The organism is Rheinheimera pacifica (genome assembly GCF_900108485.1).
GTDB lineage: Bacteria > Pseudomonadota > Gammaproteobacteria > Enterobacterales > Alteromonadaceae > Alishewanella > Alishewanella pacifica.
Map to the genome: position 1 here is coordinate 80,530 of NZ_FNXF01000003.1, position 19,267 is coordinate 99,796.

Consider the following 19,267-nt stretch of genomic DNA (forward strand, 5'->3'; position numbering starts at 1 on the left):
TCTAGACGAAGGGGACGCACGAATAAATCTTGGTGGAGCTAAGCGGGATCGAACCGCTGACCTCTTGCATGCCATGCAAGCGCTCTCCCAGCTGAGCTATAGCCCCACACTTTTGTGTTTTTTGCTAACCTGCGTTAGCGCTGAACACGGGGCGCATTCTAGGGTGCCACTGAAAATGTGTCAACAGTTTTTTCAGCAGCTTTTATCGTTCGGGCATTTTTTAAACGCAATGCTGAATTTACAGGCAAAAACTGTTGAAATTACAGACTTTATAACAGCTTAGCGAAGGGTTTAACTATATCGCTTCAAGCCAGCAACAGCTAAACAGAAAAAACGCTACTGCATTTGCCTGTCAGCATCGTGTTATGGCTGTTTTTTGTATAAACTAAGGCACATCAGATAAGCTGTATGCGCGGTATATAAGACCTGCGTTACTCTAAAAAGGATTTTCACTATGTACGAAAAGTACTACGGGTTAAAGGAACGGCCATTCCAGCTCACACCAAGCCTGAATTTATTTTATGCCAGCAAACTGCATAAACGCGCCCTCGCCTATTTACAGTATGGCCTAAGTCAGGGCGAGGGTTTTATTGTCATCACCGGCGATGTCGGCACCGGAAAAACCACTATTGCCAACCAACTGTTAAGTCAGTTGAATCAGGATGAAATTATTGCCAAACAGATTGTCACGTCAAAACTGGAACCTGACGATCTTATTCGGATGATTGCGTCCTGTTTTAATCTGGTGGTAACCGAGCATACGAAAGCCAGCTATCTTGATGCCATTTACAGCTATCTTAAACGCCTGCATTCCCAGCATCGCAGAGCACTGCTGCTGGTAGACGAAGCACAAAACTTACCACTGGCTTCTATTGAAGAGCTACGTATGCTGTCTAATTTTCAGCTCAATGGTAAACCCCTGTTACAAAGTTTCCTGCTGGGCCAAAATGAATTAAATGCGATTATTCAGGCCGACAATATGGAACAGTTTCGCCAGCGGATTATTGCATCATCCAACTTATCCGCATTTCAGATTGAAGATACCAAAGCCTATATCCAATACCGTTTGCTGCAAGCTGGCGGCAACGCCGGCATATTGCAAGATGCCTGTTTCGCCCTTATTCAGCAGCATAGCCGCGGCATACCACGAAAAATTAATACCGTAATGGACAGAATACTGCTGTTTGGTTATTTAGAAGAGTGCCCGGTTATTACCGCAGAACATGTCAAGACCGTGCTGGAAGAGTTGTCACAGGAAATTGCCAACCAGCAACCATCGGCCCCTGTTATGCAAGTGCAGCAGCCCCAGACAGCATCAACTCAGAGCATGCTAAGTGAATTATCGGCGGTGCTTGACAGTGCGCTGGAGCAAAAAATCCGCATGGCAAAAGAACTTGATGTGTTGCTTAAACGACAGCAGCAATTACTCAACAGCAGAGATAATAAAGAATCATAAACCACGTATAACAACAGCGATACGCCTGCAACTACAGGCGTATCGTGTAACTTAACCAGACTCTGTTTTCGGTAAGATCAAAGCTGTCTACTGATGAATTGCGGCTGATACGCTTTAGCATGGCTTTGATGTCAGAATGTTCATTTAACTGGCGCTTAATGCCCATTTCTACCGATAAATTTTTGTCTTCGCGCTCATCGGTCAGATAGTTAATATCGTAATAATTGCTATTCAGTAGCAAGCTGGAGTGTTTTGATAACTTCCAGGATGACTGAACAGAAAAAGCGTTACGATTATTTTGTCGCTCGGTTTCAACATACTCATCTTCACTGCGGCTGAGCATTACACTCAACGCCAGGCGGTTTTTATTGTAGCCTATTGTCATTGCCGCAGTTCGTCGCTTAATCAACTCCTCGCTAAGCTCAAGCTCTGCATTAAATAGCTGCCGAAACGATTCTCCGGTGCCTAACTGATAGTTATTTGTCGGCGGCCGAAAACAGTCTGTAAACTGAGCGGCACCGTCTGGACAGACAAAAATACCAAGATCTTCAATAATCTGGTCAAAAGAAGATAATGTCTGCACATCTTCGCGAACAGACAACCTTAGCGACAAAAATCTGAGATTGTATTGCCCCTGCAAATTCGAGCTACGGCCAAAGTAACGCCGGTCAAGACTATAAGACAAAGACGTTCGTCGCGTCGGTGCCAGAAAAACTTCAGCAGCAAGATAATTCTCGTCAATATCTTGCTGTTGCTCGCCGACAGAGCGTGTTGCCCAGTTTTGCGTAACATTAATTCGTGATGCCAGGCCAAACTGATACTCAAGGCCCACACCATATGACTTAAACTCATTGGCATAACCCGAGGTATTGTCGTTATCATCATAGCTGCCACGCACTATCATCGACAAACTCGGCTGCAATGGTAAACCAGCTGTAGCACTGGCCCGTTTACTGACAAAGTCTCCTCTGCTGCCCTGACGCCCGGTTTTATTGTAGTTTGCCGATAACTGCCAAAACAATGGTGATTGGCGTTGTGCACTGCCAAGCGCGAGAAAGCTGCTTAACGTATCATTGTCAAAACTACCTATATCATCCTGCAATTCAGGCTGTCTGGAACTTAGCTTATTGTAAGCCAGGCCAAGCTGAGCATTCACGTCAGCCGTTTGCAACGTGCGTAAATTTAAATTAGCACCATAATTGCTGGTTTTAGACAGGTTTTCAGTGCCGGTAATAATATCGGAGAACACACCGTTGCGTGAGTCTCGGATCCGGTAGCCGGAATCCGCACTTAAACCCAGGCTGACACGATCATCGTAAGCATTGAACATATTGCGCCAGCTATATTTATCCAGGCTTTTATGTGAGCGTTGCGCGTCGTCATACCATACTGATTCATTTTGTAAAAACAGTGCTGAAGAAGCGTTCTTACCGGTAAGGTTAATAGCAACCGAAGGTTTCAGTAAAGCAGCCATCCCTTTGTCCAGACCACCACCAGCCTGCTCGTCTCTGATCCAGTAACCATAGGTACGGGTTTCTATTTCAGGTTTAATGTCTGTTTTTGCCGATAGCACCTGTGCTGGTGTCAGCAATGCAGCAATAGCAGTAACCAGCGGTGTTAATTTGGCTGGGTGGTACAGTACGGTTTTAGCCCGCGCCATAATAATAACCGTAGCCGTAACCTTTACCCTGATTACGGTGTGCCTTGTTAATCAAAAATCCAATCGCAATGTCTTTGGGTAATAATGCCACTGCCTGTTCTATTTCTGCCAGCTTAGAATGATTCTCTTCTACCACTACAACCGCCTGACCACACATAGAGGCCATTACGGCAGTTTCATTAACGCCCAGCAAAGGGGGCGCATCAAAAATAACAATACGGTCTGAGTAACGCGAGGCAAACTCATTAACCAGCATCAACATACGTTCACTGGCAAGTAATTCGGTGGATAAGTGATGTGGCCGGCCAGCGGTAATAATCTTCAGCCTGTCGACATTGGTGCTCAGAATAATATCCGATACCTTAATCTCGCTTGACAGTAAATAATCTGTCAGACCTATATCATGATGAATATTCAGCGTTTTTGATACACTGGGGCGCAGTACATCACTGTCTACCAGCAATACTGTCTTATCCTGTTCCAGTGCAATACTCAGAGCCAAATTGATCGCTGAAAAGGTTTTCCCTTCACCTGGCCTTGAGCTGCTAACCAGGATCAGATTGGGATGCTTTAACGTGCTGCTCAGTGCACCAAACGCGTTGCTGATAAGTTTGCGCTTAATAACGCGGTATTCTTCATTGATCAGACGACGCTCACTGGACAACGAAACAAAGTTTTTCTGCTCCAGTATTTTCAGGTCCAGCGTGACCGAAGGCTTATGCCCCTGAACACCTTCTGTTGCTGTTTGATTTTCTGCAGCAACGCTGCCCTCTGTAATAGCGCGGTATGCCGGTTCTCGTCTTGGCGCTGAAACCTCATGCGACAGGGTTGCATCAATATCCGGTGCTGCTACCTGCTGTGCACGCTCCAAGGTGGTATCCGCTTGCTTATCAGATACATCAGACTGTTTTCTTATGGCTTTTTCAATAATACTCACCGGATCACCCTCAACAACAGCTCGGCAGAGCGGCCAAACAGCACTTCATTGCTTAACAATGCGGCATAACATAGCAATAAGCCACCACTTAGCATGGCAAAATACAGAAAATGCAATCGCACCTGTTTTAGAATAGCGTGTTTATCTGTATGAGATACCACACCAAACACCGGATAATCACTTATGCTCTGTAATTGCAAAGCGCTTGTTAATACAGGCGAAATAAGGCTGCGCACAAACGCCATAAATATTCCGGCCCCAAGCCCCACTAACAGAACCAGCGAGTAAAATAGCCCCCGGTTTGGCCCTGACGGCGTTAAAGGTACGCGTGGCGGCTCTATCACGTTGAACTGCACATCCTGAGATGATGCATCTGCACGGCGGGACAGCTCCATTGACTCTCTTCGGGCCAGTAAAGCTTCATACTTAGATTTGGTAATATCATAGTCGCGGTTCAGACCGGTAAATTCAGCTTCAATTTCAGGGATCAGGTTAAGCCTGCTTTCCAGTGTAGTTACCCGGTCCTGATAAGCCTGCACCCGCACCCGTGTAGAAGCGACTTCAGACTCCAGCCGTGACACACTGATACGTAACTCCTGATAAACTGCATTCTGATTCAGGTTACTGTTCTGGCCTGGATTTTCTGACGACATTTGCGCCAAAGCTTCAAGTTCCGTGTCACGTTGTTGTTCCAGCTGCGTAAGTAAGCGCTTGGTTTCCAACACGTCGGGATGAAACTCAGTATAGCGGATCAGCAGATTATCCAGTTGTGACTGTAAAGTTTTTATACGTTCATCAAACTGGGTGGCAGGCCTGTTGGCACTGCCGGAATAAGGCATAACGCCAAATACCGGCTCTTCACCCAGCAACTGGCTTTTAGATGACGCCAGCCGGGTTTCCAGCTCTCTAAGGGCCAGATTAGCTTCTTCCAGACGTTTCTTTTCGTCACTGATTTGACTGTAGTAATCACTTTGATTACCCGGCAATATATTCATCCGGTGTTTTTTAAAGTCTGACAACCGAAGTTCAGCCTCGATCAGGCGGCGTTCGTAATCTGATATCTGATCAGTTAAAAAACGTTCTGCGGTTTGAGAATCTGCACGGCTTGAACCTATTCGGCCTTCAACAAAGTTGTTCAGCGTTTCTTGCACGACTTTAAGCGCCATTTGTGGCTGCGGGTTGTTATAAGCAATAACGTAAATATTTTCCCGGCCGGACGCCGATATTTTTATTTGCTTTTGCAGAGTATTGATAAGGTCTTCAAAAGCTTTTTCGTCTTTGGCCTGAATATCAAGATCGGTAGCTCTGGCAATTTTCTCCAGATTTGGCCTGCTTAGCAGGGTACGCGCCATCAGCTTAATTTCATCTTCAGAATTGGTTCGCAAGGCAAGGCCTCGCAGCAGAGGTTCCAGCACAGTACTGGTTTCTACATATAACTTAGCATTAGCTTCGAAAGTGGGCGGCATGTTGTACACATATACCCACCCTACCGGGCAAATCAGCCAGGCGGTAATTACGATATAGCGTCTGCGCAGCCACACACCCTGAATATAGGTGCGTACCTGCTCAATCGCTTGTTGCAGTTCTTTCATCAGTCACTCCCTGAACCTTAACCAGCGTATCCGCGCTGCTTAAAACCATGCTTCCGGAATAATTACTACATCGCCAGGCAACATATCTACGTTGGCAGCAATTTTGCCATCGCGGATAAGGTCATCCAGCCTGACATTAAATGTTATTTGCTGGCCATCTTTCGTTCTTACCAGCTTGGCACCGTTACCGTTAGCAAATTCAGTTAAACCGCCAACTGCAATCATCAGATCAAGTACCGTCATATACTGACGATAACTAACAGCCTGAGGGTTGGCAGCTGCGCCGATTACCCTAACCTGTTCACTGTATGGACCAACAAAATTGGTTACCGACACAGTCACAACCGGATCGCGGATGTATTTACTAAGAATTGCCTCCATATCACGGGCAACCTGAGTGGGGGTTTTACCGCTGACGGGAACATCTTCAACCAGAGAAGTCGATACTTTACCATCTGGCCTGACGATAAAAGTGCCGGACAGCTCCGGATTTCGCCAGACAAAAATTCCAACCGTGTCATTTGGGCCGATAAGATATTGGTAATTATCAACGGAGGTAGTCAAAGAGTTTTGCACCGTTGCCGGGGGCAACGTGGGATTGCTGCTGCAACCTGCTAAAAACAGACCTAAAATCAACGTTAAACCGCAATATCCTTTCGCTGGTGTAGCCATCATATTACTCATCCTTTTACTGACGCCCTGATAATATAACTTAAAAAATTACCGTTGTGATGTAAAAATTGAAAATTTAATTTTTGTTTTGCTGAAGAAATAGTATAATTAGTGCGCTTGGTTTTGCCTCATCGACCTTTTCGGTGGTGGTGATAGCTAAATGCAATGGATGCAACAAGGATGTCGTTATGAGTAAAGCAAGTCGTTACGGACGAAATACGATTGCAGACAAGCTGTTTCTACTGGGTGAATTAGTACTGCTAGTGTTATCCAGTTTACTTGCCAGCTATGCCTACAGTTATTACCTGTCTCCTGTATCTTTTGAACATCGCCTGATTAATGCTGCGCTATTTGCGGCTTCAGTAATGCTGTGCGCTTTGTCAGTGGGTCTGTATGACCAGAAACTGCGCGAGGGGCAAAAAGGTATCATCAAGCGCGTTGTTATTACTCTGCTGTTTAACGCAATTTTGCTTGAACTGATTATTTTTCAGCTGTTCTCCGTATTGCATATCAGTACGCTGTATCTGGCAGCGGCCTCTGTGTTTTCTGCGATCAGTGTATCGGCATTTCGCGCTTTCTTTCACTACAACGATATTACCCGCATCAGCAGACGCCGGGTATTAATATTAGGTGCTGGTGAGCGTGCTTCCATTATAGAGCGCCGCATGCGACGTAATGTTGACAAGCGCAATTTTGAAATTGTCGGCTTTACGCCGATCGAGGGCGATAAAGACGCCGGTATCGCCGAGCACAAGCTGGCAAAATTCGATTATAAAAACGACCTGTATCAGTATGTGGTTGAACACAACATTGATCAGTTAGTTATTGCCTGTGACGAACGACGCAATATGTTACCTGTCGAGCATTTATTTAAATGCAAAACACGTGGCATTGACGTTATTGAGATCCTTGATTTTATCGAGCGTGAAACAGGTCAGATTGCAGTGAACCTGATTTACCCGAGTTGGGTTATCTATGCCAACGGCCTGGATTTAAATCAGCGCTTTAAAACCAATCTCGATTACAAGCTTAATGTCGTATTAGCTATTCTGCTACTGGCTGTTACCTGGCCTATTATGCTAATTACCACCCTGCTTATTTATTTGGAAGACGGCCGCAAAACCGGAGCGTCAGTATTTTACCGCCAGATAAGAGTGGGATATGACGGCAAGCCATTTTATATTGTTAAATTTCGCAGTATGCGGCCTGATGCTGAGAAAAACGGTGCCCGCTGGGCAACTGCAGACGATGACAGGGTTACACGTGTAGGCCGGATCATCCGCAAATACCGTATAGATGAACTGCCTCAGTTATTGAATGTGTTATCCGGTGATATGGGTTTTGTCGGGCCAAGACCTGAGCGGCCAGAGTTTGTTAATCAACTGGCTAAAGACATCCCGTATTACAATCAGCGGCATAATGTTAAACCTGGCCTGACAGGCTGGGCTCAGCTTAAATATCCTTATGGCTCTACCGCTGAAGATGCACAGGAAAAACTCAAATTTGACCTGTATTACATTAAACATCGCAGCCTGATGCTGGATTTGATGATTCTTGTCAGAACCGTAGAAATTGTACTTTTTGGCAAAGGACGTTAATACCAATGCAGTATGCACGGTTAAGAAGTAATGCGCTTACTGTAGATGTTGAAGATTATTTTCATGTCGCAGCGTTTGATGCCACTGTGTCTCCGGCACAGTGGCCTGATTTTCCGCAACGTGTAGCACGTAACACTGAAATTTTACTGCAACAGTTTGATAAACATCAGGCTAAAGCTACCTTTTTTATTTTGGGCTGGGTGGCAGAACGCTATCCGCAACTGGTAAAACAAATTCACGCCGCCGGACATGAAGTTGCCAGCCATGGCTATGCTCATGCCAAAGCTTCTGTGCAAACAGCAGCTGAATTTTTGCAGGATGTCAGCCGGGCTAAGGCCATTCTGGAAGACATTACCGGCGCCGAAGTGGTTGGTTACCGTGCACCAAGCTTTTCTATTGGTAAAACCAATGAATGGGCGTTTGATGTACTCCAGCAGGCAGGATACCTCTATAGCTCCAGTACTTACCCTGTTGTGCACGATTTATATGGCACACCGGATTGGCCGCAACAACCCTATAAACGGGCCGAAGGCATTTGGGAATGCCCGATGCCTGTATTAAATAAAGTTGGTAAGCAATGGCCCATAGCAGGTGGTGGTTATTTTCGCCTGTTACCATACTGGCTTAGCAAAAAGTGTATCGACAGCTATCTGAAGCAAAGTGATGCACCTTATATGTTTTATTTTCATCCGTGGGAAATAGATCCGCATCAGCCACGGTTTGAGCAAGCACCATTTAAATCCAAATTCAGACACTACACTAACTTAAACCGCATGGAAGCTAAACTGGTGCGCTTGCTGCAAGACTATCAGTGGCGTAGCGTCAAAGAAGTATATCAACCGTATTTTGCTTAAACAGAAGGGAACCGGATGTATCAACTGAATACATTGTCGCTCAGGGACGAGCAAGCAGTGGCGTGGGATAATTTTGTAACAGCCAGTGACGAAGCCACCTTTTTTCATTTATCTGGCTGGCAACAAATTATTGCCGATGCTGGTCATCGTTGTTATTACCTGTATGCCACTCAAAATAACCAGATTGTTGGTGTGCTGCCGCTGGCCCGCGTTAAAAGTATGCTGTTTGGCGATGCGCTGGTGTCTACGCCATTTTGTGTTTATGGCGGTGCGGTTGGCGAGCCAGCCGTTAAGCGTTTTTTGGAGCAGGAAGCGGTAAAACTTGCCACCTCACTGCAGGTAAAACATATTGAACTGCGTTATAAAACCGTGCAGGACAACGACTTTACCACCCGCAGCCAGCATGCTTACTTTGCCTGTGAACTGGCCGAAACAGCTGAGCAGATCCTGGCTAATGTAAAGAAAAAACAACGTGCGGTTATCCGTCATGCGTTGAACGAACCCTTGCAGTATACGCTGGACACCAACCCAAACGATTTTTACCAAACCTATTCAGAAAGCGTGCGCAATCTGGGTACTCCGGTGTTCAGCAAAGCCTTTTTCCAAAAAATTATGCAGGTATTTCCCGCGCAAACAGAAATTCTGACCGTGCGTAAAGATCAGCAACCGGTATCCTCAGTGCTGAGTTTTTATTATAAAGGTGAAGTGCTGCCTTATTATGGTGGCGGCATCAGTGAAGCTAAATCACTAAAAAGTAATGACTATATGTACTACCAGCTGATGTGCCATGCCAGGCTGGATAAAAACTGTCAGCGTTATGACTTTGGCCGCAGCAAACTGGAGTCTGGTGCTTATCAATATAAAAAACATTGGGGTATGGAAGCGACAGAACTACACTACCAGTATAAATTGATCACCGCCCAGCAATTACCGAACCTGAGCCCTAATAATCCTAAATATCAGCTATTTATCCGGCTGTGGCAAAAACTACCGCTGTCAGTAAGCCAGTGGATTGGCCCTGCCCTGTCGAGGTATCTGGGATGACAGCCGCTAAACCGGATTTGCTGTTGCTGGTACACCGCATTCCCTATCCACCCAATAAGGGCGATAAAATCCGCTCATTTAATTTAATGAAAGCGCTAAGCCAGCATTACACGGTGCATCTGGGCTGTTTTATCGATGATCCTTTTGACCGGCAGTATATAGATACACTCAGCCAGTGGTGCGCCACCGTATTCTGTGTAAACCAAGCCAAGTGGCAGGCAAAGCTGTGCGCTTTGAGCGGTTTTATTAATAATCAGGCCATTACCCTGCCCTACTATTTCAGCCTGGCTATGGCTGCCTGGGTAAAAACCACAATTAGTACACATAAGATTGAAAAGGTACTGGTGTACTCCTCATCTATGGCTCAGTACGTCGATAAAGCTGATTATCAGCAATTGATCAGAGTGATCGATTTTGTTGATATTGATTCAGACAAATGGCGCCAATACGCCGAAAAATCACGCGGTGTTAAACGCTGGTTTTATCAGCGGGAGGCCAGGTTACTGCTGCAATACGAAAAACAGATTTGTCAGCGCTTTAGCAGCAGCCTGTTCGTGTCAGACGACGAAGCCAGCGCATTTCGTGCCATGCTGCCTGCTGAGTTGCAGCACAAAGTACACAGTGTATTAAATGGCGTTGATACTGACTATTTCTCACCCGATATTCCAGACTGCAGCACAGAACATACATTGCCTGAGCAATATATCGTATTTACCGGCGCCATGGATTACTGGGCCAATGTAGATGCAGTCTGCTGGTTTTGTCAAAACATCTGGCCACGGCTAAAACAGTTATACCCGCAGTTACACTTTATGATAGTCGGTGGTAAACCCAGCACTGAAGTGCGGGCACTTAGCCAGCAAGCGGGTGTAATTGTTACCGGCCGGGTAAATGATGTACGCCCTTATATCAGCCACGCCCGCTTTGCGGTAGCGCCTATGCTAATAGCGCGCGGTATACAGAATAAAGTGCTTGAAGCAATGGCAATGAACAAGGCCGTAGTCTGCAGTGCCATGGCGATGGAAGGCATTAATGCCCCCGCTAGCGAAGATGCGGTAATTGCCGATGGGGTAGATAACTTTATCCGGGCTTGCAAACGGCAACTGGATCGCACTTCAGCGCCCTCTGCTAACCGGCAGTGGATTTTACAGCATTTTACCTGGCAACAAACGTTAGTACGGTTAAACAGCTTTATCCATCCGGAGTTGCCGGCATGACAGCCCTTAACCGCCAGGCTAACGTTTTGCTGCTTGTTGTGATCGGCCTGGCTTATATCGTGCTTTACGGCTCAACCTGGCTGGATATGGAGCGGGTGTGGCGCAGCTCTGCAACTTATAATCATTGCTACCTGATCCTGCCCATCTGTCTGTATTTTTTTTATCGCGCCAAAACGCCGCTTATTACGCCTTCCGCCGCCGGTTACTGGTTATGGCTACCGGCTCTTGGTTTAATATTGCTACAATTAATCTGGCTGTTTGGCTACGCGGCTGATATCGCCCTGCTGATGCATATTGCCGCCGTAATGTCGCTACAGGCGCTGTTATGGCTTGCTTTTGGTAATACCAACAGCCGTTTGCATTGGTTTGCCATCGCATATCTGATATTTCTGGTACCTTTTGGCGAAGAGTTATCGCCGTTTTTACAGAATATTACCGCCGATCTCACCGTGGTGATGTTGCAGGCTGTCAGCATTCCGGTTTATCGTGAAGGCCTTTACCTCGCCACTCCGGTAGGTTTATTTGAAGTGGCAGAAGCCTGCTCAGGCTTACGTTTTCTGATCGCATCACTGGCTATTTCAGCGCTATTTGCCTACCTGCACTACAACAAAATCTGGAAACAGGTCAGTTTTGTCGTGTTTATGGCCTTGTTATCTGTACTGGCCAATGGTGTACGCGCTTTTATGTTGGTTTATATCGGTGAAAAAACCGATATGCGCTTTGGCTTTGGCGCTGATCATTATCTGTATGGCTGGCTGTTTTTCGGCCTGGTATTAATAGCCGGTTTCTGGCTGGGGGCAAAATTTTCAGATCCTACCCAGCAGCTTGAACGGCGCAGCAAACAGCATTTTAGTTTACAAACCAAGCCATCAATGTTGATTCTGGCCACTGCAATTATTGCGCTAACCCTGAGTTACCGGTTGTCGTTAAACGTGATGGCAGAGCCCGCAGCGATACACAACCTTGCCATGCCTTTTGCCAGTCAGCCGGTAGAAAAAAGTAACTGGGGTATCAATTTTATAAACAGTCTGGCCCAGAGCCATGCTCAGGATACTGCAGGTACCGAATATTTCGTCGCCCGCTACGGTAATAAACAACAAAATGGCGAGCTGATTAACTGGCAGAACAACCTGTTTGATAAACAACGCTGGCAGGTACAACGACGTATTATCGGTGCAGACAGTGCCATATTACAGTTAAGAAGCCTGACGAATGAACAACGCACTGTGCTGTACTGGTATCAGATTGACGAACAACGGGTAGTACCTGAACTGGAAGTGAAAGTACGCCAGGCATTAAGTTACCTGGCTGATGATCAGTCCAGTGCTTATATTTTTGCTGTATCAGTTAATGGTAAAGCCTCAGAGCAAAACCTGGCAGTGTTGCAGCAAGCCGCAGCCTTATTGTCACAAACCCAAACTACTACGGAGCAGGCCGTTGCCGGAGGCCAATATGACTGAGCGCCAGCAACAACCGGTGCATATTGCTCATCTTATCTGGCACTTTAGCACCGGCGGCCTGGAAAATGGCCTGGTTAACCTGATAAACCATTTACCGCAGGACAAATTTCGCCATAGCATTATTACGCTAACCGGTCACGATCCGCAGTTTGCAACGCGTATCAAAACCAACAATGTCAGCCTGCACTGTCTGAACAAAGCTGAAGGACATGACTGGGGCACTTTTGGCCGGCTAAATACGCTGCTGCAAAACCTGCAGCCTGACATACTGCATAGCCGTAATCTGGCAACGCTGGAACTGCAAGTTATCGGCTGGTGGCGTAAAGTGCCACTGCGTTTGCATGGTGAACACGGCTGGGACAGCCATGATATCGGCGGCTGTAACAAAAAGAACCGCTTGATACGCCGCGTATTCAAGAGCTTTGTTCAGCGCTTTATTTGCTTGTCATCTGAAGCTGAGCAGTATCTGACTGATATTATTAAACTGGATAAAAACCGGGTTGAACGCATTTGTAACGGTGTAGAAATAGCCAAGTATGCCAATGCCCTGCCAGCAGAGCTGACGCTACCACCTGGCACTACGTCGCTTACCCCCATTGTATTTGCCACAGTGGGCCGTCTGGCCAGCGTGAAAAATCAGGCATTGTTGCTGCGTGCTTATAGCTTGCTATTGCAGCAACATCCGCAGTACGGCACAGAAAGTGCGCTGATAATTGTCGGTGACGGCCCCTGCCGGCAAGAACTTGAGCAACTGCGCGATACCCTGCAGCTAGGCTCTCAGGTAGTATTTACCGGTAACCGGCAGGATATTGCGCAGTTAATGCAGCGCTTTGATGTATTTGTGCTGCCCTCACTGGCAGAAGGGATTTCTAACACTTTGCTCGAAGCCATGGCTGCCGGTACACCGGTTATTGCCACTGCCGTGGGGGGCAACCCGGATTTACTGCCGGCAGCACTGCTTGATACTAATCTGGTAGCCTCAGATAACCCGCAGCAACTGGCCAATGCCATGCTGCGCTACCTGCAACAGCGCGACGCGCTGACTTATGACGCTGAATTGGTAAAAAACCATTGCCATCAGCACTTTAGTATAGATACGATGGTGCAGCGATATCAAAAGCTTTATGAAATGACAAGGATGCAGACTTAACCATGTGTGGTATAGCAGGAATTTATCAGCTGAAAACCCAGGCTACGCCTGAACCGCTAGTTCTGGCGAAAATGAATGACAGCCAATGGCACCGCGGGCCAGACGCCGGAGATTACTTTTTTCAGCCTACGGTTGGCCTGGCACACCGCCGGTTATCGATTATAGATATTGCCGGCAGCCCGCAGCCCATGCAAAGCGCCAATGCACAGGCCTGTATAGTGTTTAACGGTGAAATCTACAATTACCGTGAGCTGCGCCAGGAGCTACTTGGCAAGGGCTATCAGTTTAATACCAACGGCGATACCGAAACCATTCTGAATGCCTGGCTCGAATGGGGCGAAGACTGTGTGCATCACCTGCGTGGTATGTTTGCTTTTGCTATCTGGGATAGTAGCCGGCATTGCCTGTTTCTGGCCCGTGACCGTCTTGGCATTAAACCGCTGTTTTACTCGCTGCTTGATGACGGCCAGTTTATTTTTGGCTCTGAACTTAAAGTGCTGCGCAACCATCCGGATTTTGTTACCACGCTGCGCGACAGCACTATCGAAGATTATTTCAGCTTTGGTTATATTCCGGAACCTTACACTATTTACCAGCACAGCTATAAACTAGCGCCTGGCCATACTTTATTATTGCAGCACGGCCAGGCCCAGCTCAGTGAACCCAAGCAGTACTGGGATGTACCCACGCAGTGGCAACATGCCGTAACAGAGCAGGAACTGAGTGCAGAGCTGATCACAAGATTTCGTGAAGCAGTGGATATTCGGCTGGTAGCAGAAGTGCCGCTGGGCGCCTTTTTATCCGGCGGAGTCGATTCAAGCGCCGTTGTCGCCATGATGGCCGGCCTGCAAAGTGAGCCGGTTAACACCTGCTCTATTGGTTTTGACAGCCCACAGTTTAATGAAACCGAGTTTGCCCGTCAGGTGGCCACGCGTTATAACACCAACCACCACGAAAATATTGTTAGCCAGAACGATTTTGAGCTGCTGGACCAACTAGCAGACTTGTACGACGAGCCCTACGCCGACAGCTCAGCAATACCCACTTACCGCGTATGCCAGATGGCGCGCCAGCATGTTACGGTCGCCTTAAGCGGTGATGGCGCTGACGAGTTATTTGCCGGCTACCGCCGTTATAAACTGCACCTGAATGAAGAACGTTTTCGTAACTGGTTGCCACTGGCAATAAGAAAACCGGTTTTTGGCTTGCTGGGTAAAATTTACCCCAAACTGGATTGGGCTCCACGCTTTTTACGCGCTAAAACTACGTTTCAGTCGTTGGCGATGGACACCGTTGCCGGTTACCACAATTCTATTGCCATTTTGCGTCAGGATCAGCGCGACAGGCTGTTTTCAACAGCGTTTAAGCAGCGCCTTAACGGCTATAGCTCGCTGGAGGTATTTCGCCGTTATGGTAGCAAAGTACAACATCTGGACCCGATGAAAATAGCCCAGTATCTGGATATGAAAACCTATCTGGTAGGCGATATTCTGACCAAAGTAGACCGCGCTTCCATGGCACACTCGCTTGAAGTGCGGGTGCCATTTTTGGATCACAAATTTGTTGAGTGGGCCTTTACCGCAGAATCGGGCGCGAATTTGCGAAACGGTGTGGGTAAATACTCGCTGAAAAAAGCACTGGAGCCGCATTTGCCGGCTGATGTGCTGTATCGGAAAAAAATGGGCTTTGCCGTGCCACTGGCTGAATGGTTCCGCGGCCCGTTGCAGCAAAAACTGCAGGATAAGCTGCTGTCAGATGTAATGATTAACAGCGGCTACTTTAATGTTGCCGAGCTAAAGCAGCTGATTGACGATCACAAACGCGCCCTGAAAGATAACAGCGCAGCGCTATGGACACTGCTGATGTTTGCCGCCTTCCTGGAGCGCAACAGCAAATGAAGATCCTGCATATTTTCGATCATTCTTTGCCATTACACAGTGGTTACACTTTTCGCTCACGTGCTATTTTGCAGCAGCAACGTAAACTCGGCTACCAGACATGCCATGTTACCAGCCCGAAGCATCCAACCGAAGAGCAAGGTACAGAACAAGCCGAAGGCTTCAGCTTTTACCGTACTTTGCCTTATAGCAGCTGGTTTTGGCGCTTACCGGTGTTAAAAGAGCTGGCCGTGGTACTGGCACTGAAAAAACGCATATTACACATTATCAGCCTGGAAAAACCTGACGTACTGCATGCGCACTCACCGGCACTAAACGGTCTGGCCGCTTTATGGGCAGCCAAAAAAGCCAAACTGCCGGTGGTTTATGAAATACGGGCGTTCTGGGAAGATGCCGCAGTTGACCATGGTACCTGCACTGAGGGTGATCTGCGCTACAACATGACGCAATCACTGGAAACCCATGTGGCTAAAAAAGCGGATGCCGTTACCACTATTTGCGAAGGGTTAAGGCAAGATCTTGTCAGCCGTGGGATCAGCGCAGAAAAAATAACTGTGATCCCCAATGCCGTTGACCCCGAGCAGTTTCAGCTTATTCGTGAAAAAAACGCCGCGCTTGAGTTGCAGTTTAAGCTGAAAAACAAGCCGGTACTGGGCTTTCTTGGTTCATTTTACGCCTATGAAGGTTTGGATCTGCTGATCAGGGCCCTGCCATTGATCAGACAAAAAGTGCCGGATGCCATGCTGTTACTTGTTGGTGGCGGGCCACAACAAGAGGCGTTGCAGCAGCTGGTTAGCGAGCTTCAGCTTAATGATGCTGTGATCATGCCCGGCCGGGTGCCACACAGCGATGTAATGCAATATTACAGCCTGGTCGATTTACTGGTGTATCCGCGTAAAGCCATGCGCTTAACCGAACTGGTCACGCCACTAAAACCTCTGGAAGCCATGGCGCAAGGTATGATGCTGCTGGCATCTGATGTTGGCGGCCATCTGGAGCTGATTGAGCATGCCAAAACCGGCTGGTTATTTCAGCGCGACAATGTTGATGATCTGGCCGAGCAAGCTGTCAGAGCATTAAAAAATTTCAGTACCAACGACAGCATTATTGATAATGCGCTGCATTATATCCAGACAGAACGCAACTGGGCGGTGTCTGTGGGCCGTTATGCAGATATTTATACGAGGCTGGCTCGTGTCTGATAGCGTAAACAACTTACATATCTGTCTGGTGGGCCCTGTCCCGCCACCTGCTGGTGGCATGGCAAACCAAACGCGGCAACTCAAAGCACTGTTGCAACAAGATGGCGCAACCGTTGAACTGGTAGCGGTAAACCCGCCTTATCGTCCGGCATTTGCTGGCCGCATTGTGGGGCTGCGTGCGCTGTTCAGGCTGATACCTTATATTATTAATCTGTATCAGGCTGTAGGCAGAGCAGAAGTAGTTCATATAATGGCTAACTCTGGTTGGTCCTGGCATTTATTTGCCGCGCCTGCTATCTGGATAAGTTACCTGCGCCGTAAACCGGTTATTGTTAATTACCGCGGCGGACACGCCGAAACCTTTTTCGCTGCCAGTTGGCGCAAAGTGCATTTCTCGCTGCGCCGCGCCAGTGCCGTGCTGGTACCTTCTGCTTTTTTACAGCAGGTGTTTGCCAGCTATGCTCAGCCATCAGCGATAGTGCCAAATATTCTGGATCATACGCTGTTTTATCCAGCTTCCGCACCCAAAGCTGAGACGGTTACCGCCCCGCATTTTATTGTTACCCGTAATCTGGAAGCCATTTACGATGTGGCTACCGCCCTAAAAGCCTTTGAGCTGATATATCAGCAGTATCCACAGGCAAGGTTAACCATTGCCGGTACCGGCCCGTTGTTAGCCCAGTTGCAGCAACAAGTGCAGCACGCAGGGCTGACACAGGCAGTAAGCTTTGCCGGCCGGCTTGACACCACGCAAATGGCAGAGCTGTACCGCAGTGCTGATATTATGCTAAACAGCAGCCTGGTTGATAACTCCCCTAACTCGGTTATTGAAGCCATGGCCTGCGGAGTGCCGGTAATAAGCACCAACGTTGGCGGCATTCCACGTTTAGTCACAGATAAAACCGACGCTCTGCTGACAGAGCCGGGCGATTATCAGGCTATGTTTACTTATGCACAACAGCTGCTGACGTCGCCTGCGTTGCGCCAGCATTTAGTGCAAAATGGCCTGCTGAACAGCAGCCGTTTTCACTGGCCTATTGTTGGCCGGCAATTAGCCGGACATTACAACACGGCAATACGCGCCATGGAGCACACGGCATGACAGCGCTTTATACCCGTTTTATTTCAGCCATAATTTTCCCGCTGCAGGAATATTTTAAAAAGCATGACAGCGTACGCCGCCGCCGCCAGTTAGAGCAAAGCCAGTGGTTGCCACTGGAGAAATTGCAACAGTTGCAAAACCACAACCTGCAGCGCTTTATTACTCAGCTTTACCAGCAGGTGCCCTACTACCGCAGCCTGATGCAACAACACAACCTTACGCCTGATGATATTCAAACTGCGGCTGACTTAAGCAAACTACCATTTTTAACTAAAGCGCTGATCAGCGAGCATTTTACTACACTAAAAGCCGATAATGCCGGCGAGCTGAAGCGCTTTAACACCGGCGGTTCCAGCGGCCAACCGTTGATTTTTTTACTCGGCAACGAACGGGTATCGCACGATGTTGCTGCCAAATGGCGGGCAACGCGCTGGTGGAATGTGGATATTGGCGACAAAGAAATTGTTGCCTGGGGCTCTCCTATTGAGCTTAATGCTCAGGATAAAGCCCGCATCTGGCGCGACCGGCTGTTTCGCTCGGAACTGGTGCCAGCCTTTGATTTAACTGAAGATAAACTACTGAGCTTTTTACAGCAAATACGCGATGTTAAACCGCGCATGTTGTTCGGCTATCCGTCGGTTTACCACTTGCTGGCCCAAACGGCACAGCGTCATGGTATTGCCATGAACAATCTGGGCATTAAAGTAGTATTTGTTACCTCTGAGCGGCTCTACCCTTATCAGCGTGAGCTGATAAGCTCGGTATTTGGTGCGCCGGTAGCTAACGGCTATGGTGGCCGCGATGCCGGTTTTATTGCCCATCAATGCCCGCACGGCGGCATGCATTTATCCTACGAAGACATTATTGTAGAAATAGTGGATGCTCAGGGCCAGGTGCTGCCTGCCGGGCAGGCCGGAGAAATTGTGGTTACCCACCTGGCCACCTCGGAATTTCCTTTTGTGCGCTACCGTACCGGCGATGTCGGCACCATCGCGACAAACAGCTGCAGCTGTGGCCGCAGTTTGCCGCTGCTGGAATCTATTGAGGGGCGCAGCACCGATTTTGTTATGGCCGCTGACGGCACTATGATGCACGGCCTGGCACTGATTTATATTCTGCGCGACATTAGTGGTATAACAGCATTTAAAATTGTGCAGGAGTCACTCAGCCTGACTGCTGTGCAGGTGGTATGGCAACAGGGCGAATTACCTGCTGACATACGCCAGCAAATCTGCAGTGGCCTCCAAGCCAGGCTGGGACAAAACGTGGAAATTGATGTGCAACAGTGCGATGAAATAAAACCAGAAAAATCAGGCAAGTATCGCTACGTTATTAGCAAGGTAACAGCGGTATGATCGATAGTTTTTACCTGTTAACGGCCATAGTCGCGGTGTGCTACCTGTTATATTGGGCTGACAGGCAGGA

The 19,267-nt window shown here is 47.8% G+C and carries 15 protein-coding genes and 1 tRNA gene; 11 read left to right on the forward strand and 5 right to left on the reverse strand.

Annotation, left to right across the window (positions count from 1 at the left end):
• Positions 1–30: 30 nt before the first annotated feature.
• A tRNA-Ala gene (locus BLW68_RS04880) sits at positions 31–106 on the reverse strand.
• 348 nt (positions 107–454) lie between these two features.
• On the opposite strand from BLW68_RS04880, the gene BLW68_RS04885 reads away from it, so the two are divergent.
• Positions 455–1,456 carry an ExeA family protein gene (locus tag BLW68_RS04885; RefSeq protein WP_092790872.1) on the forward strand — a complete coding sequence of 334 codons (1,002 nt, stop codon included), beginning with the start codon at positions 455–457 and terminating at the stop codon, positions 1,454–1,456.
• 31 nt (positions 1,457–1,487) lie between these two features.
• Here the strand turns inward: BLW68_RS04885 and BLW68_RS04890 are convergent, their stop codons facing one another.
• From BLW68_RS04890 to BLW68_RS04905, 4 genes are read right to left on the reverse strand one after another with little or no spacing between them, the layout of a single operon-like run.
• Positions 1,488–3,116: a TIGR03016 family PEP-CTERM system-associated outer membrane protein gene (locus tag BLW68_RS04890; protein ID WP_092790876.1), complete on the reverse strand. Its 1,629-nt coding sequence runs from the start codon at positions 3,114–3,116 to the stop codon at positions 1,488–1,490.
• A complete protein-coding gene (locus BLW68_RS04895; RefSeq protein ID WP_092790879.1) occupies positions 3,103–4,053 on the reverse strand; it encodes an XrtA-associated tyrosine autokinase in 951 nt (316 codons plus the stop codon). The genes BLW68_RS04890 and BLW68_RS04895 overlap by 14 nt, the downstream gene beginning before the upstream one ends.
• Positions 4,050–5,645: an XrtA system polysaccharide chain length determinant gene (locus BLW68_RS04900; protein WP_092790882.1), complete on the reverse strand. Its 1,596-nt coding sequence runs from the start codon at positions 5,643–5,645 to the stop codon at positions 4,050–4,052. The genes BLW68_RS04895 and BLW68_RS04900 overlap by 4 nt, the downstream gene beginning before the upstream one ends.
• A 39-nt stretch (positions 5,646–5,684) precedes the next feature.
• Positions 5,685–6,320 (reverse strand): XrtA/PEP-CTERM system exopolysaccharide export protein, encoded by a 636-nt coding sequence (locus BLW68_RS04905; protein WP_092790884.1) that lies wholly within the window; start codon positions 6,318–6,320, stop codon positions 5,685–5,687.
• Positions 6,321–6,505: 185 nt separating this feature from the next.
• Here BLW68_RS04905 and BLW68_RS04910 point away from each other — a divergent pair, with 185 nt between their 5' ends.
• Genes BLW68_RS04910 through BLW68_RS20920 form a run of 10 tightly spaced genes read left to right on the forward strand, consistent with a single transcriptional unit; the run spans position 6,506 to position 19,197 of the window.
• The gene (locus BLW68_RS04910) at positions 6,506–7,915 is read left to right on the forward strand and encodes a TIGR03013 family XrtA/PEP-CTERM system glycosyltransferase (RefSeq protein WP_092790885.1); all 1,410 of its coding nucleotides are present in this window, start codon (positions 6,506–6,508) and stop codon (positions 7,913–7,915) included.
• A gap of 5 nt (positions 7,916–7,920) precedes the next feature.
• Positions 7,921–8,769 (forward strand): XrtA system polysaccharide deacetylase, encoded by an 849-nt coding sequence (locus BLW68_RS04915; RefSeq protein WP_092790887.1) that lies wholly within the window; start codon positions 7,921–7,923, stop codon positions 8,767–8,769.
• Between the two features lie 15 nt (positions 8,770–8,784).
• Positions 8,785–9,813 (forward strand): FemAB family XrtA/PEP-CTERM system-associated protein, encoded by a 1,029-nt coding sequence (locus BLW68_RS04920; protein WP_092790889.1) that lies wholly within the window; start codon positions 8,785–8,787, stop codon positions 9,811–9,813.
• Positions 9,810–11,030 (forward strand): TIGR03087 family PEP-CTERM/XrtA system glycosyltransferase, encoded by a 1,221-nt coding sequence (locus BLW68_RS04925; RefSeq protein WP_092790891.1) that lies wholly within the window; start codon positions 9,810–9,812, stop codon positions 11,028–11,030. The genes BLW68_RS04920 and BLW68_RS04925 overlap by 4 nt, the downstream gene beginning before the upstream one ends.
• Entirely contained in the window at positions 11,027–12,490 is a 1,464-nt protein-coding gene (gene xrtA, locus BLW68_RS04930) for an exosortase A (protein ID WP_092790893.1), read from the forward strand. Before BLW68_RS04925 ends, xrtA begins: the two co-directional genes overlap by 4 nt.
• Positions 12,483–13,640, forward strand: a complete 1,158-nt coding sequence (locus BLW68_RS04935) for a TIGR03088 family PEP-CTERM/XrtA system glycosyltransferase (RefSeq protein WP_177172158.1) — start codon at positions 12,483–12,485, stop codon at positions 13,638–13,640. The genes xrtA and BLW68_RS04935 overlap by 8 nt, the downstream gene beginning before the upstream one ends.
• A 2-nt stretch (positions 13,641–13,642) precedes the next feature.
• Positions 13,643–15,538 (forward strand): XrtA/PEP-CTERM system amidotransferase, encoded by a 1,896-nt coding sequence (locus BLW68_RS04940; RefSeq protein WP_092790897.1) that lies wholly within the window; start codon positions 13,643–13,645, stop codon positions 15,536–15,538.
• Positions 15,535–16,740: a TIGR04063 family PEP-CTERM/XrtA system glycosyltransferase gene (locus BLW68_RS04945; protein WP_092790899.1), complete on the forward strand. Its 1,206-nt coding sequence runs from the start codon at positions 15,535–15,537 to the stop codon at positions 16,738–16,740. Before BLW68_RS04940 ends, BLW68_RS04945 begins: the two co-directional genes overlap by 4 nt.
• Before the next feature lie 58 nt (positions 16,741–16,798).
• The gene (locus tag BLW68_RS20915) at positions 16,799–17,842 is read left to right on the forward strand and encodes a glycosyltransferase family 4 protein (RefSeq protein WP_245728268.1); all 1,044 of its coding nucleotides are present in this window, start codon (positions 16,799–16,801) and stop codon (positions 17,840–17,842) included.
• A complete protein-coding gene (locus BLW68_RS20920; RefSeq protein WP_143039923.1) occupies positions 17,839–19,197 on the forward strand; it encodes a phenylacetate--CoA ligase family protein in 1,359 nt (452 codons plus the stop codon). Before BLW68_RS20915 ends, BLW68_RS20920 begins: the two co-directional genes overlap by 4 nt.
• Positions 19,198–19,267: the final 70 nt, after the last annotated feature.